A 14189-nucleotide genomic window follows, 5' to 3' on the forward strand; every position below is an offset into this window, starting at 1 on the left:
CTACAGGTACAGCCCCGCGTCCGCGCCCTCCCTGGCCCCCGGCACCGAGGTCGGCGCGGTGCCCCGGCGCAGCGCGTACAGCTCCGCCAGGGTGGCCCCCTCGCGGCCCACGCCCTCTTCGGTGCCGAGCCAGTTCACCGACTCGGGGCGGGTGAGCGGGCCCACCTCGATCCGGGCGAGGCAGCGGCCGGGGCGGACCACGGCGGGATGCAGCCGCTCCAGGTCCTCGTTGGTGGTGACCCCGACGAGGACGTTACGGCCCTGGCCGAGCAGTCCGTCGGTCAGGTTCAGCAGCCGTGACAGCGCCTGCCCGGCCGTGTGCTTGGCCTCGCCGCGGATCAGTTCGTCGCAGTCCTCCAGCAGGAGCAGCCGCCAGCGGCCCTTGCCGGCGCCGTCCTCCTCGCCGATCGCGATGTCCATCAGGTAGCCGACGTCGGAGAAGAGCCGTTCGGGGTCGAGGACGCAGTCCACCTGGCACCAGTCACGCCAGGACCGGGCGAGGGTGCGCAGGGCGGAGGTCTTGCCGGTGCCCGGCGGACCGTGCAGCAGCAGGAGACGGCCGGCGATGTCCTCCGGCGTCGTCTTCATCAGCCGGTCCATCGCGTCGGCCACCGGCGCCGTGTAGTTGGCACGGACCTCGTCCCACGTACCGGCGGAGATCTGACGGGTGGTGCGGTGCGGACCGCGGCGCGGCGAGACGTACCAGAAGCCCATCGTCACGTTCTCCGGCTGCGGTTCCGGCTCGTCCGCCGCGCCGTCCGTCGTCTCGCTCAGCACCTTCGCGGCCAGCTCCGCGGTGGTCGCGGTGACCGTGACGTCCGCGCCCCGGTTCCAGCGGGAGACCAGCAGCGTCCAGCCGTCGCCCTCGGCGAGGGTCGCGCTGCGGTCGTCGTCGCGGGCCACCCGCAGCACCCGCGCCTCCTTCGGCAGCAGGGTCGCCCCGGACCGCACCCGGTCGATGTTCGCCGCGTGCGAGTACGGCTGCTCGCCGGTCGCGAAGCGGCCGAGGAACAGCGCGTCGACGACGTCGGACGGGGAGTCGGAGTCGTCGACGTTGAGCCGGATCGGCAGCGTCTCGTGCGGCTTGGCAGACATGCCGCCATGATCCGTCACCGGGGCCCGGCGCGCATCCGTTTTCCGAAGTGGGCGGCGAGTGTCGGAAGTGCGCCGGTCTTCCGGAGTGCCCCAAGTGCTCCCCGGCCCTGTCGCGCGGCTGCCGATCGCGGATACCTGCCCCGGCGGCGACATCCCCCACTACTGTTGTCCTTGATGGGACGTCATGGGTGGAATTCGGGGGCTGGGCGGTGGCGGCTGACCGCCCTGTTAGGGGTGGGTGTGGCCGCTCTCGCCCTGATCGTCACACTGGTCAACACGCTTCCCGGGGGCGGGAGCGGCGCCGCGGGCACCACCCGCGACGGCGACAAGGTGCACGGCACCCCCGCGACCCCGCCGGACACGGTCGAGCCGTACGTGGGGTGGGGCTTCACCCACACCCAGTACAGCGCCGACGAGGGCAGCGCGACCGCCACCGAACGGGTCGAGGGCCTGCTCGCGAAGGACACCGGGCTGCCGCAGAACCAGGCCGTCATGGGCTGGGGCGCCGACAACCCCGAACCGGTGAAGGGGCGTTACGACTTCGGCGCGCTGGACCGCCGGGTCGACTTCATGCGCGGGTCCGGCGGCACTCCGGTGATCACCCTGTGCTGCTCCCCGGACTGGATGAAGGGCGGCAGGGCCGGGGTGGACAACACCGACTGGAGCCAGGCCGCCCTGGAGACCGCGCCCACCCCCGACCACTACCAGGACTACGCGGACCTCGCCGCGACCGTCGCCAGGCGCTACCCGGACGTACGGCACTTCATCGTCTGGAACGAGTTCAAGGGCTTCTGGAACGACTCCAGGGCCCGTTGGGACTACGAGGGCTACACCGAGCTCTACAACCTCGTCTACAAGGCGTTGAAGGCGGTCGACAAGGACATCATGGTCGGCGGGCCCTACCTCGTCATGGACAGCTTCGACCCGCGCCGGACCGAGAACGCCTCCACGACCCTGAAGGGCCCGTGGGGCGTCATGGACCAGCGGGTCGTGGACGCCTTCGACTACTGGAACACCCACAAGGCGGGCGCCGACTTCGTGGTGGTCGACGGGTCCAGCTACACCAACGACGACGAACTGCTGCCGAACGAGTTCGCGGCCACGGACAAGCTGACCTACGTGAGCGAGTGGGTGCGGGCCCGGACCCACGACCTGCCGCTGTGGTGGGCCGAGTACTACGTGGAGCCCGCCGACGGCGCGGACGAACGCGACGGCTGGAGCGAACCGCACCGGGTCGCCGTCCAGGCCACCGGCATGATCGCGCTGGCCGAGGGCGGCACCGACTCCGCCTTCTACTGGAACCCGGAGGCCGAGCGGGGCGGCGACTGCGCGGGCTGCCTGTGGACCACGACCGACAGCGCCACCGGCGGGCGGCCCGAGCCCATGTACGACCTGGTGTCCCGCTTCGGGCGGGCCTTCCCGCCGGGGACCCGGTACGAGAACGTCTCCGTCGCCGCGGACGACGTGCCCAACGTCCGGGTCCTCGCCAGTGACAGGACGGTACTGGTCGTCAACACCCTCAACCGGGCGATCAGCGCCCAGGTGGACGGGGAACGGTTCGACCTGAAGGCGTACGAGGTGAAGTGGCTCACCAGGTGAGCCACTCGACCTCCCTCACTTGAGCGTCAGGAACCGCTGTGCCAGCGAAGCCAGCAGCACCGCGAGCAACGGCATCGAGAACCAGAAGCCGGCCTGGAGCAGCCGCAGCTGGCGCACCCCGGGCCGCACCGCGACCCGGACCGCCTCGCGCGCCGTCAGCAGCAGGATCAGCACGACGGCCGCGAGACCGCCCACCACCGACCACGGCGTCCAGGTGATCCGCGGCCCGATCGGCCCCGGATCCGGCTTCTCGACCGCGCCCGCCGGTGGGGTGCGCAGCGCGTACATGGTCACGTCGTCGTTGACCAGGACCTTCTTCAGATCCTGCCGGCCGTCCAGGTTCCGGATCAGCCGGCTCTCCCAGGTCGCCGAGTAACCGGCGTCCATCCGCAGGTAGGTGACCTGACTGCTGTTGACCATCAGGTACGAGTTCGGACCGGCGTCCCTGAGCCCCTTGACCAGGCCCGACACCAGCACCGGGTCGGTCGGCGCGAGCGTCGGCACGTAGTCGACCCGCTCCATGTCCTTCGCGCCCCACGGGATCGCCGGGGTCACGTCGGCGACGGTGTCGCTGCTCAGCCACAGCAGCCGTACCGTCGGTCTGTCGTGCGCGTAGACGTAGTCCATGGCGGCGACCTCGCCGGGCCGCACCCGCTCGAACGACTCGTTGCCCCAGCGGGCCACCAGGAAGCCGCCCATGAGCAGCAGCCCGGCCACGAGCGCGGCCACCGGCGCCAGGCTGACCCGGTCCCTCTCCCGCTCCTTCGCCGTGGCCCCGGTGCGCGGGAACAGGGCGAGACCGGCGAGCAGGGCCGCGCCAGGCAGGGCGAACATGAAGACCCGCAGCGCCATCTCGCCGCCGTAGGACTGCATGCCGAAGCCGAGGAACGGCACGAAGGTCAGCACCGGCAGGGAACGCTCGCGGTACCGGTGGAAGCGGCGCCGCCACCAGCCCCAGACGGCGAACGCCAGCGTGCTCCCGGCCAGCAGGACCCGGACGTACAGCACCAGCTTGTGGGTCGAACTGCCGCCCTGGATACGGCCGGAGACCGATGTCGACACATTGCTGCCGACCCCGCCGACCCCGCCGAACAGCTCGTCGAAGTGACCGGACCAGTACGGCTCGGCCATGAAGCCCAGCCAGACCGCCGCGACCACCCCGAACAGCAGGGGCAGACCGCGCAGTTCGGATCTGCCGACCAGCACCAGGACCGCGAGCACGCCCAGCATCACGAACGGGGTGAGCTGGTGCGCCGGGACCGTCGCCGCGTACAGACCGACCAGCACCATGAGCAGCACGGCCCGCTGCCGCCGGTCGGCCGGCTCGACCTCCGCCTCGCCGGGCCGGAACTTCGTCCAGATGACGTGCGGGGCACGGAACCAGACGAGCAGGATCGCCACGAACACCAGGTACAGGAGGTACGTGAAGCCCTGCGGGGAGAAGTAGTCCTGGCCGACCCAGCCGCACAGCACGAAGACCCAGATGCCGGTCCACTTCGCCCGCCAGCTCGCCCGCAGCGACCGTACGAGCAGGAACATCGGTGCCAGGTAGGCCAGTTGGATGAACGTCGGCCACCAGCGGATGACCTCGGTGAAGTCCGTGACCCCGCAGGCCCGGCCGACGAACGCGGCCGCCGCGAAGAACCCGGGCCAGCTCCAGCGGGCGTCCAGGTCCGGTACGGCCGACCCGGTGCGGTCGATGTAGTCGATGAACCCGAGGTGCTGCCAGGCGGTCGGGAACCGCGGCTCCGTCTCGATCACCGCGGGCAGCGCGTGCAGCGACACGACCGTCGCCAGCAGGGTGACGAGGAGCAGCGCCTTGTGCTCCCGGCGCAGCCACAGCAGCGCGGCGAACACCGTGACCAGCAGGGCCGCCCCGGCCAGTGTCGGTACCGGCAGCACCGAGACCAGCCCCAGGCCGCCCATCCGGTCCAGGTCGGCGTCGTCGAGCCGGGCGGCCGGCACCCAGTACAGCAGCAGGGCGGCGACCAGCAGACAGCCGAGGACCACTCCCGGACGGGTGGGTGTCAGCCGCTCCCGCAGCGACCGGGCGGGTTCCTCCGGAGCCTTCGCCTCTACCGCGGCTACTTCCCCCGCGGCTACTTCCTCCGCCGCTACCTCCCCTGCGGTCACCTCCTCCGCGGCTACCTCCGGTACGGCCGTCTCCCCGAACGGCGCGTCGACGGCCGCCGCCTCCTTCAGCAGCGCGACCTCGGCGGGCCCGAGCGAGGCCTCCGCACCCGGTTCACGCCCCGCCACGGGAAACCCGGGATTCCGCGGCGGCCGCAGCGCCCGCGTCGGCCGGTCGTCCGGGCGTACGACGGGCGTACCCGTGGGCGGGGTTCCCGGCCCCGGCCGTACGTCCGGCCGGCGTTCCACGTGGTCGAAGTCGACGTGGATGCCGAGGGCGAGGGTGTCGCTGTCCAGCGCCCACGCCGGACCCCGCCTGCGGGACACGGACGACGGCATCTCGCGTGCCCCCAGGTCGGCGAGGTCGCCGTCCGGTGCCGTGCCGTCGGGGATCTCGGCCGGGGCCGCCCGGAGCGTCCGCCACAGCCGGGGCGCCGCGACGGCCACGATCACCGCGAGACTGGAGATCTCGGCCACGCCCGCGCCGGTCAGCCCCATCCGGGGCAGGAGCAGCAGCGTCAGACCGAGCACCAGGAGGCACAACAGGCCCTGCAACCAGGCCAGTCCGGCGGTCCGGCTCTGTGCGCGCAGCACGGCGAAGTAGGTCTCCATGACGACCCGGAGCAGCGCCCCGACCGCGAACCAGCGCAGCAGCGGGGTGGCCGCGTCCGCGTAGCCCGGCCCGAACACGCCGAGGATCCAGGGCGCCCCGAAGAACAGCACCGCGCAGATCGGGATCATGATCCGGGCCATCCGCCGGAGCGCGGCCCGGGTGTTGGCGGCCAGCCGCGCCGGGTCGTGCGAGCCCTCGACGGTGAGCGACGCGCCCATGTTGATGGCGAGCAGGTTGGTGGTGCCGCCGATGGTGGTGGTGATGTAGAAGTACGCGTTGTCCTCGGAGCTGACCTGCGAGGCGATGATCACCGGGACCAGGTAGACCACGGCGAGGGAGAACAGCGAACCGGTGTAGTCGCCGGCCAGGAACCTGCCGACCTCCTTCGGCGTGGGCGGTCTCGCGTGGTCCTCGGTGGCCTTGACGTGCCGGGGCACCAGCCGCCGGAACACCAGCCAGCCCAGCGGCACGAACGAGGTGGCGATCGCGGCGACCCAGGAGACGAAGACCCCGGCCACCGGGACGGCCGCCGCGAAGGCGACCAGCAGCGCCAGCTTGACCGCCGAGAAGACGGTGTTGCCCACCGGCACCCAGGGTGCGTTGCGCAGCCCGGTCAGCACCCCGTCCTGGAGGGTGAGCAGGTTCCAGGCGACGACGGCCACCACGAACCCGGCCCCGGGCAGCGGCCCGTGCAGGAAGCGGTACGAGGGACCCCACACCCCGAGGGTCATCAGGAAGACGCCGGCCGCCAGTGCGACGACCAGCGAACTGCCGGCGTACGTACGGAAGATGAAGGTGCCGGTCTGGCGCCCGGCGACCGGGATGAAGCGGGCCAGCGCACCGGTCAGGGTGACCGCGGTGAGGCCCGCGAGGAGCTTCATGGCGGCGATCGCGGCGGACCCCTGGCCGACCGCGGACTCGGAGTAGTAGCGGGCCGCGGCCAGCCAGAAGCCGAGGCCGAGGACGGCGGAGATGCCGGTGTTCAGCATCAGCGCGTAGGCGTTCCGGAAGAGGGGGCCGCCGCCGGGCGAGCCGCCCCATCCGGGCAGGCGGAGGCGGCGTCCCGACTGCTCGGGTGCCGCCGTCCCGGTGATCGCGGCCTCGGTTGTGGTCGTCGTGTCAGACACGGGAACGGCTGGCCTTCCGGCGGACCTGGCGGGCTCTGCGGAGAACGGCGTACCCCTTGGTGAGGGCACGGTCCTTGGCGAAGTTGCGGACGATCGCCCGGCCTTCGAGCAGCCGGGTGAACTCCTCGGCGTCCGTGCCGCGGCGCACGGTGACACGGTGCAGTGCGAACGGACCCTGACGGCGGCGGGCGAGGCCGTTCCCGACGGCGAGCGCCTGGGCGAACCCGGCGGTCCGGACGGCCGTCCGCACCCGGCGGCTGGAGTAGCCGTACGGGTAGGCGAACGAGGCGGGCCGGGCCCCCAGTTCGTCGGTCACGATCTCCCGGCAGCGGACCAGTTCCTCGCGGAGCCGGTCGTCGTCGAGCTGGTCGAGCTGCGGATGGGTGTGACTGTGCCCGCCGATCTCGCAGCCCGCGCCTGCCAGTTCGCGTACCTGGTTCCAGTCGAGCATGGCGTCCAGACCGCCTCCGGTGTCGTAGGCGCCCCGGATCCAGCCCGTCGAGACGAACAGGGTGGCCGCGAAGCCGTGCTTGGCGAGGACGGGCAGGGCGTGACGGTGCACGCCCTCGTAGCCGTCGTCGAAGGTGATCAGGACCGGGCGCCGCGGGAGCGGGCTCCCTGAGCGCCAACTCGCCGCCAGCTCAGCCGTGGTGACCGGGATCAGCCCCAGATCGCCGATGAGCGCCAGCTGCTCGGCGAACGCCTCGGGCGCCACCGACAGCGCGCGGGTGGCGTCGTTCGGCGCGGTCGCGACCGAGTGGTACATGAGGATGGGCACGGATGCCTCAGCCATCGGATCTCCCCTCGATCCCGGCGACGGAGAAGGCCGCCCCGCCCCGCCGCGCCCGTACGCTCCCCACCAGGTAGCCGCCGGCCGCCGTCAGCACCCCGGCGACGATCGCGCCCGCCCGGCCCGCGCCGCCCGGCCGGGCCAGCAGTGCGTCCCGCAGGCCACGGGCGACCCCGGCGGGCAGCACCCGTGTGGTGTACCGGCGTTCGGACTCCAGCGCCTTGCCGGCGCCGACGCTCCGGGCGACCAGGGCCTTGGAGAGCCCCTCGGCGTAGGCGCGGGTGCGGAAGTAGCCGAAGTGCTCACGGGCTTCGGGCACCCGGTGGTGGATCACCGCGCGGTCGTCGATGAGCAGCACGGCGTCCGGCCGGGCCCGGGTGAGCCGGATGCACAGCTCGGTCTCCTCGCCGCCCAGCGGGCGCCGGTCGCCGTCGCGGCCGATGCCGGTGGCGAAGCCGCCCGCCGCGTCGAAGGCGGTACGCCGGAAAGAAGCGTTTCCCCCGAGGACGTTGCGGACCCGGACCCGCCCGGCGGGCAGGCCCCGGTACGTGCAGCCGACCACCCAGTCGAACTCCCCCGGGAACCAGGCGGGCCGGCGGCCCGAGGCCCAGAGCGGTACGGTCCGGCCGCCGACCGCCATCACCCGTGGGTCGGCGTACCCCGCGGCGAAGCGGCGCAGCCAGTCCCGCTCGGCCACCGCGTCGTCGTCGAGGAAGGCGATCACCGCGCCGTACGAGCCGGCGATGCCGGTGTTGCGGCCCGCGGACAGGCCGCGGGGGCCCGCGTTGGCGAGCACCCGCACCTCCGCGGTCTCCTTGTACTCCTTCGTGAGCCGTTCCAGGAGCGCCGGGTTGTGGTCGACGACCAGCAGGGTCTCCAGCGCCGGATACGACTGGGCGCGCACCGAGGAGACCGCCGCGAGGATGTCCTCCCAGCGGTCCTCGGTGTACACGCAGATCACGACGGAGATGTCGGGATCGCTCAAGACGACTCTCCCCGGCCCGGGCTGAGCAGCGGGGAGTGCCTTACCCGCCGGCGCAGGTCACGCCGGTTGGAGCGCTCCCCGAGGATCACCTTGAGCACCCGGAGCCCGTCGCGTACGGCGCGCAGGTTGCTGGTGCCGTGGATGCGGAGGTACTCGTAGCTGGGGATCTCCTGCACCCTCAGGCCGGCCTTGACGACCCGGATGTTGATCAGGGTCTCGATCTCGAAGCCGGTGCAGTCGAGGTCGATCTTGTCGAGGCAGTGCCGCCAGAACGCGTTGTACCCGTAGCACAGGTCGGTGTAGCGGGCGCCGAACTTGCGGTTGACGACCGTGCACAGCGCCCAGTTGCCGAGCTTGCGGATGAAGGTCATGTCGTCGGTGCCGCCGCCGTTGGCGAAGCGGGAGCCCTTGGCGAAGTCGGCGCCCGAGACCAGGGCGGAGACGTACGACACGATCTCGTGGCCGTCGGCCGAGCCGTCCGCGTCCACCATGACGATGATGTCGCCGGTGCACGCCTCGAACCCGGTGATCAGGGCATCCCCCTTGCCCTTGCCGTGCTGTTCGACGACTTTCACACCGGGCCACAGGTCCCGCGCCACTTCCACCGTGCTGTCCGTGGAATTGCCGTCGACAAGGACCACTTCGTGTATCCAGCCGGGCAGTGTCTTGAAGACGTACGGGAGATTCTCCGCCTCGTTCATGGCGGGGATCACCACGCTCACCGGCGGTGTGATCGCCAGGTGGGAGGAGATCGGTCGGTATTCGGCAGCCATTAACGGGTCCTGGCCCGAAGCCGGCTGGCGCAGAACGGAACTCATGAGTCTGGTCCCTCTCGTCCGGTGGACCGCCCGCCCCTGGGCAGCCCGCTTCCGTGTCCGGTTCGAAAGGGGGGTTCTCACCCACGGCACGGAAAACGGATCTCCGTGTCCGCGGGTCAGCTGGAAAAGCTGGCCGGTCTGCCGGAAAACGGCAGCCGGTCGCGCGGCACGACTCGGAAACGACAGTGGTCACAGCTGTTGTGTGTGCGTTCACCGAGCACGGCACCCCCCTACCGCGCCCCGCCCCGGAACACCGCGGTCCTCGAGCCCTCCCCTGAACCGCTGGGTGATGATCCGATGCGGGTGAGATGTACGACGATATTGATGATTGAGCCGATATGGCAAGACCCGCAGGTCGGTCTCGCGTTTTTCTTGGATTGGCCGTTGCGTAGCTTTGGCCAGGCATTCTCATTTACTCGAACGGATTTTCCTCGCCCGTTTGAGAATTCGCTCCACCGGTCGCAGTCGTACCAGCAGAAGCAGGAGAAGGCTGATCGCGGTGACGGCGACGATCCCGCCGCGCCACGACCAGCGATGGGTGGCGAGCATGCCCTGGGCGATCAGCATGTCCAGGGCGACGGCACCCGCGAGCGCGGTCAGGACCCGGGCGAACGGGTCGAGTCCGCGCAGCGCCAGGGTGATCGCCGCGGCCGGCGCGGCGAGCAGGAACAGCAGGACGAGCGGCGCACGCAACGGTGAGCCGGAGTCGGTCAGCGCGAGCAGCGCACCGGTCGCTCCGGTGGCCGTCGCGGCTCCCGCGAGCACGGGTCCCAGGTCCCTCCCCGGTCCTGGCCGCGCCCGTTCCTCCGCTGTTGGCGATGGCTTGAGCCGTATGGTCTGCATGGCCGACTTTGCCCCCCAAGGCGCCGGATGCCGGACTTCAATGTCGCGCAGCCGAACCGGGAGCGTCAAGCGGGTCTCCGGACATGACCGTTCCCCGGAGACGCCTGTTGTCTCCGGGGAACAAGTCGCTCGTTTTCAGTCGGTACTGACGATCAGTTACGACATGGGCCGCAGGTGTCCGGCTACGGCACGAGCTTCAGGAGCTTGTTCGGCGAGCCGCTGCCCACGCTGGTGAGCACGCCGGACGTGGCTCCCGCGACCAGTGCCGAGGCGACCTGGGCCGGGGTGGCCGAGGTGTGGCCCGCGAGGTAGACGGCGGCCGCGCCCGCCACGTGCGGGGTGGCCATCGACGTGCCCGACAGGGTGGCGGTGGCGGTGTCGCTGGTGTTGTAGCCGGCCACGATGGAGGAGCCGGGCGCGAAGACGTCCAGCACCGAGCCGTAGTTCGAGTAGCTGGCCTTGGCGTCGGAGCTGGTGGTGGCGCCGACGGTGATGGCGGCGGCGACCCGGGCCGGGGAGTACGAGGAGGCGTTCGCGCTGCTGTTGCCGGCCGCGATCGCGTAGGTCACCCCACTGGCTATGGAGTTGGAGACCGCGGTGTCGAGCGAGGTGGAGGCCGAGCCGCCGAGCGACAGGTTGGCGACCGCCGGTGTGGTGTGGTTCGAGGTCACCCAGTCGATGCCCGCGATCACACCGGCCGTCGTACCGGAGCCGTTGTTGTCCAGCACCCGCACGGCCACGATGTTCGCCTTCTTGGCCACACCGTAGGTCGAGCCCGCGATGGTCGTCGCCACATGGGTGCCGTGGCCGTTGCCGTCGGAAGCGGTGGTGTCGCCGTCGACCGCGTCGTAGCCGTAGGAGGCCCGGCCGCTGATCTGGGTGTGGGTGATGCGCACACCGGTGTCGATGACGTAGACGGTCACCCCGCTGCCCGCGCTGTCCGGGTACGTGTAGGTGCCGGACAGCGGCAGGCTCGCCTGGTCGATGCGGTCCAGCCCCCAGGGGGCGCTGGACTGGGTGGTGTCGGTCAGGCGGACCGTCTGGTCCTGTTCGACCGTGGCGACCGCCGGGTCGGCGGCGAGTCTCGCGGCCTCGGCCGCCGAGAGCCTGGCCGAGTAGCCGTTCAGCACCTTGCCGAACGTCTGCCTGACCGCGCCGCCGTACTTCTTGATCAGGCCCTTGCCCTCGGTCGAGGAGGCCTTGAAACCGGCGCTGTTCTTCAGGGTGACGATGTAGCTGCCCTTGACGGCCGTGGGGGAGCCGGCGTGCAGCACCTTGCCGGTGGCGGGTGCGGCGTGGGCGGGGAGTGCGGTGGGTCCGCCGACGAGGGCGGCGGCCGCCGCGGCGGTGACGGCGGCGAACCGCAGCTTGTTGGTGCGCAGATGTGCCATTACGAGGGAGTCCTCCTCCAGGCGGCGCGCCCGGGTCGGCGCGCGTGTGGGGGTGTGCGCACGGCTTCGCGCACACGGCCCGGGAGCGTGGCGTTCCGCTCACGGGTCGAGTAAAGAATCGGTTTCCCACCGGCAAAGGACAAGCGAGTTGACGAGCTGTCACGAGTCTGTCATGGCCATGCAATCCAGAGCAATCAAAAGTGCCGGAAATGTGCAGGATCGGTCCGGTCGGGGCCGATTGGGGGGAAAGAAAGTCTTGGCATGGACACTTCCCGTCAACACGCGTAGTTGCTACGAAAGTTGTGGCAGAGATCCTGCTAAAGGGAGGTTCCATGAGACGTTCCCGAATTACGGCATACGTGACTTCACTCCTCCTCGCCTCCGGCCTCGCCCTCACCGGGGCGACCGCGACGCAGGCGCAGGCCGCCACCGGGGGCTACGTGGCGCTCGGCGACTCGTACTCCTCCGGCGTCGGCGCCGGCAGCTACATCAGTTCGAGCGGCAGCTGCGACCGCAGCACCAACGCCTACCCCTACCTGTGGAACGCCGCCCACAGCCCGTCCTCGTTCTCGTTCCTCGCCTGCTCCGGCGCCACCACCGACGACGTGCTCTCCGGCCAGCTCGGCACGCTCAGCTCCTCGACCGCCCTGGTCTCCGTCACCATCGGAGGCAACGACGCGGGCTTCGCCGACGTCATGACGACCTGTGTGATCAGCTCGGACAGCACCTGCCTGTCCCGGATCAGCACCGCCCAGGCGTACGTCGACTCCACCCTCCCCGGCAAACTCGACGCCGTGTACGACGCGATCAGGGCCAAGGCCCCCAACGCCAAGGTCGTCGTCCTCGGCTACCCCCGCTTCTACAAGCTGGGCACCACCTGCCTCGGCCTCTCCGCGACCAAGCGCTCCGCCATCAACAACGCCGCCGACTACATCGACACCGCGATCGCCAAGCGCGCCGCCGACCACGGCTTCACCTACGGCGACGTCCGCTCCACCTTCTCCGGCCACGAGATCTGCTCCGGCAGCTCCTGGCTGCACAGCGTCAACTGGCTGGACATCACCGAGTCGTACCACCCCACCGCGGCCGGCCAGTCCGGCGGCTACCTGCCGGTCCTGACCAGCAACGGCTGAGCCCGCGTCAGTTCCGCGCCACCCGTCACGAGTCCGAGGGCGACGGCGAGGCGGAGGCCCCGTCGGTCGGGGTCTCCGTCGCCTTGGTGCACGTGACCGAGAACGGCACCGAGTCGGACGTGGTCCGCACCGGGCTGCGCACCTCGACGGAGATCGCGTCGTTCAGGGTCCCGCTGTCGGACCAGGTGGTCACGGTCACCCTGGTCTGCCGGGTCTTCCCGCCGCCGTCCGGGAACGACAGCGTCTTCCAGCCCTGGTCGTCCAGCGACCCCTTCTTCAGCACCCACCGGTACTGCACCTGCGCGGGCACGTTCCCCACCGTGAACGTCGCAGTGAACGACGGCGCCTGCGCGGTCGACGGCGGACACGCCCCCGAGTAGTCGGTACGGGACCCGGTCACGGCGACCCGCACGCTCTGCGCGGCGGAGCTGCTGCTCGCGGACGCCGACGGCGAAGCGGACTTCGTGCCGCTGCTGTGGCTCGGGGCGGGGGAGCTGAGGCTGCTCGCCGACTGACTGGCGCCCGCGTCGCCGCCGTCCCCGCCGTTCTTGTCGAGCAGGGCGTAGACGAGGCCGCCCAGCGCGAGGACGACGAGCACCAGTCCGACGAGCAGGAGCGTGCCGGCACTGCGGTTGCCGCCGCGCTCGGCGGTGGGCGGCGGGGTGTCCGCCGGGAGGGGCAACGGAGGCGTGGGGAAGCCCGGTTGCGGCCGGCGGTCGACCCGGGTCGGGGTGTCGTACCGCGCCGGGATCGGAAGGGTGGCGGCCGTGTGGGGGACGGCGCTCCCGGCCGGGGCGCCCCCGGCCGCGACCAGCCGCAGGTCCCGCTCGGCCTGTTCGGCGGAGAGCCGGGCGGCCGGGTCCTTGCGGAGCAGCCCCTCGATGACCGGGGCGAGCGGCCCGGCGCGGTGGGGCGGCGGCAACTCCTCGTCCACCACGGCCCGCAGGGTGCTCAGCGGGGTGTTCTGCCGGAACGGCGAGGCGCCCTCGACCGCCGTGTACAGCAGCACGCCGAGCGACCACAGGTCGGACTCCGGGCCGAACCCGCGCCCCAGCGCCCGCTCCGGGGCCAGGTACTCGGGCGAGCCGATCACCTCGCCGGTCATGGTCAGCGCCGAACTGCCCTCGACGGTGGCGATGCCGAAGTCGGTGAGCACCGCCCGGCCGTCCTGGGACAGCAGCACGTTGGCCGGCTTCACGTCCCGGTGCAGCACTCCGGCGGCATGCGCGGCCCGCAGCGCGGACAGCACCTCGGCACCGATGTCCGCGGCCCGCTGCGGGGACATCGGGCCCTCCGCCTCCAGTTCGTCGGCGAGGGACACCCCGCGGACCAACTCCATGACCACCCAGGGCCGTCCGCCCTCCATCGCCACGTCGTACACCGTCACCACGTTGCGGTTGGCGATGCGGGCGGCGGCCCAGGCCTCGCGCTCCAGGCGGGCGTACATCCGCTCGACGTCGGGTCCGGGCAGCCCGGCCGGCGCCCGTACCTCCTTGACGGCGACCTCGCGGCCCAGCACCTCGTCGCGGGCCCGCCACACGGTGCCCATACCGCCCTCGCCGAGCGGCGACAGCAGTCGGTAGCGGCCGGCGATCACTCGCTCTCGGCCGGGCTCATCGGTCACGGGTGCCCCCCACGGCAGCTCGTGCGAACTCATCACAAAAG

The 14189-nt window shown here is 71.4% G+C and carries 10 protein-coding genes; 2 read left to right on the forward strand and 8 right to left on the reverse strand.

What is annotated here, in order from left to right; translation table 11 throughout:
* Positions 1-1095 carry a DUF5925 domain-containing protein gene (locus MB828_RS28210; protein ID WP_301650674.1) on the reverse strand — a complete coding sequence of 365 codons (1095 nt, stop codon included), beginning with the start codon at positions 1093-1095 and terminating at the stop codon, positions 1-3.
* A 174-nt stretch (positions 1096-1269) separates the two neighbouring features.
* Here MB828_RS28210 and MB828_RS28215 point away from each other — a divergent pair, with 174 nt between their 5' ends.
* Positions 1270-2694, forward strand: a complete 1425-nt coding sequence (locus MB828_RS28215; protein ID WP_301650675.1) for a GH39 family glycosyl hydrolase — start codon at positions 1270-1272, stop codon at positions 2692-2694.
* A gap of 15 nt (positions 2695-2709) precedes the next feature.
* Here the strand turns inward: MB828_RS28215 and MB828_RS28220 are convergent, their stop codons facing one another.
* From MB828_RS28220 to MB828_RS28245, 6 genes are all read right to left on the reverse strand, one after another.
* Complete coding sequence (locus MB828_RS28220) at positions 2710-6564, reverse strand: lipopolysaccharide biosynthesis protein (RefSeq protein WP_301650676.1); 3855 nt, start codon at positions 6562-6564, stop codon at positions 2710-2712.
* Positions 6557-7357 carry a polysaccharide deacetylase family protein gene (locus MB828_RS28225; protein ID WP_301650677.1) on the reverse strand — a complete coding sequence of 267 codons (801 nt, stop codon included), beginning with the start codon at positions 7355-7357 and terminating at the stop codon, positions 6557-6559. The genes MB828_RS28220 and MB828_RS28225 overlap by 8 nt, the downstream gene beginning before the upstream one ends.
* Complete coding sequence (locus MB828_RS28230) at positions 7350-8339, reverse strand: glycosyltransferase (RefSeq protein WP_301650678.1); 990 nt, start codon at positions 8337-8339, stop codon at positions 7350-7352. The genes MB828_RS28225 and MB828_RS28230 overlap by 8 nt, the downstream gene beginning before the upstream one ends.
* The gene (locus tag MB828_RS28235) at positions 8336-9157 is read right to left on the reverse strand and encodes a glycosyltransferase family 2 protein (protein ID WP_133025790.1); all 822 of its coding nucleotides are present in this window, start codon (positions 9155-9157) and stop codon (positions 8336-8338) included. The genes MB828_RS28230 and MB828_RS28235 overlap by 4 nt, the downstream gene beginning before the upstream one ends.
* Positions 9158-9565: 408 nt before the next feature.
* A complete protein-coding gene (locus MB828_RS28240) occupies positions 9566-9922 on the reverse strand; it encodes a hypothetical protein (protein ID WP_343236210.1) in 357 nt (118 codons plus the stop codon).
* Between the two features lie 260 nt (positions 9923-10182).
* On the reverse strand, positions 10183-11391 hold the full coding sequence (locus tag MB828_RS28245; RefSeq protein ID WP_301650680.1) for a S8 family peptidase: 1209 nt from the start codon (positions 11389-11391) through the stop codon (positions 10183-10185).
* A gap of 332 nt (positions 11392-11723) precedes the next feature.
* Between MB828_RS28245 and MB828_RS28250 the strand changes: the two genes are divergently transcribed.
* On the forward strand, positions 11724-12524 hold the full coding sequence (locus tag MB828_RS28250) for an SGNH/GDSL hydrolase family protein (protein ID WP_301650681.1): 801 nt from the start codon (positions 11724-11726) through the stop codon (positions 12522-12524).
* A 25-nt stretch (positions 12525-12549) separates the two neighbouring features.
* On the opposite strand, the gene MB828_RS28255 is transcribed toward MB828_RS28250, so the two are convergent.
* Complete coding sequence (locus MB828_RS28255; RefSeq protein WP_430381440.1) at positions 12550-14148, reverse strand: serine/threonine-protein kinase; 1599 nt, start codon at positions 14146-14148, stop codon at positions 12550-12552.
* Positions 14149-14189 lie beyond the last annotated feature (41 nt).

The sequence above is a fragment of the Streptomyces arenae genome, from assembly GCF_022343545.1.
GTDB lineage: Bacteria > Actinomycetota > Actinomycetes > Streptomycetales > Streptomycetaceae > Streptomyces > Streptomyces humi.

Bases quoted from the DNA above. Each gene is read 5' to 3' on its own strand.
- MB828_RS28210 (WP_301650674.1), bottom strand. From the start codon at position 1,095: ATGTCTGCCAAGCCGCACGAGACGCTGCCGATCCGGCTCAACGTCGAC.
- MB828_RS28225 (WP_301650677.1), bottom strand. From the start codon at position 7,357: ATGGCTGAGGCATCCGTGCCCATCCTCATGTACCACTCGGTCGCGACC.
- MB828_RS28245 (WP_301650680.1), bottom strand. From the start codon at position 11,391: ATGGCACATCTGCGCACCAACAAGCTGCGGTTCGCCGCCGTCACCGCC.
- MB828_RS28250 (WP_301650681.1), top strand. From the start codon at position 11,724: ATGAGACGTTCCCGAATTACGGCATACGTGACTTCACTCCTCCTCGCC.
- MB828_RS28215 (WP_301650675.1), top strand. From the start codon at position 1,270: ATGGGACGTCATGGGTGGAATTCGGGGGCTGGGCGGTGGCGGCTGACC.
- MB828_RS28235 (WP_133025790.1), bottom strand. From the start codon at position 9,157: ATGAGTTCCGTTCTGCGCCAGCCGGCTTCGGGCCAGGACCCGTTAATG.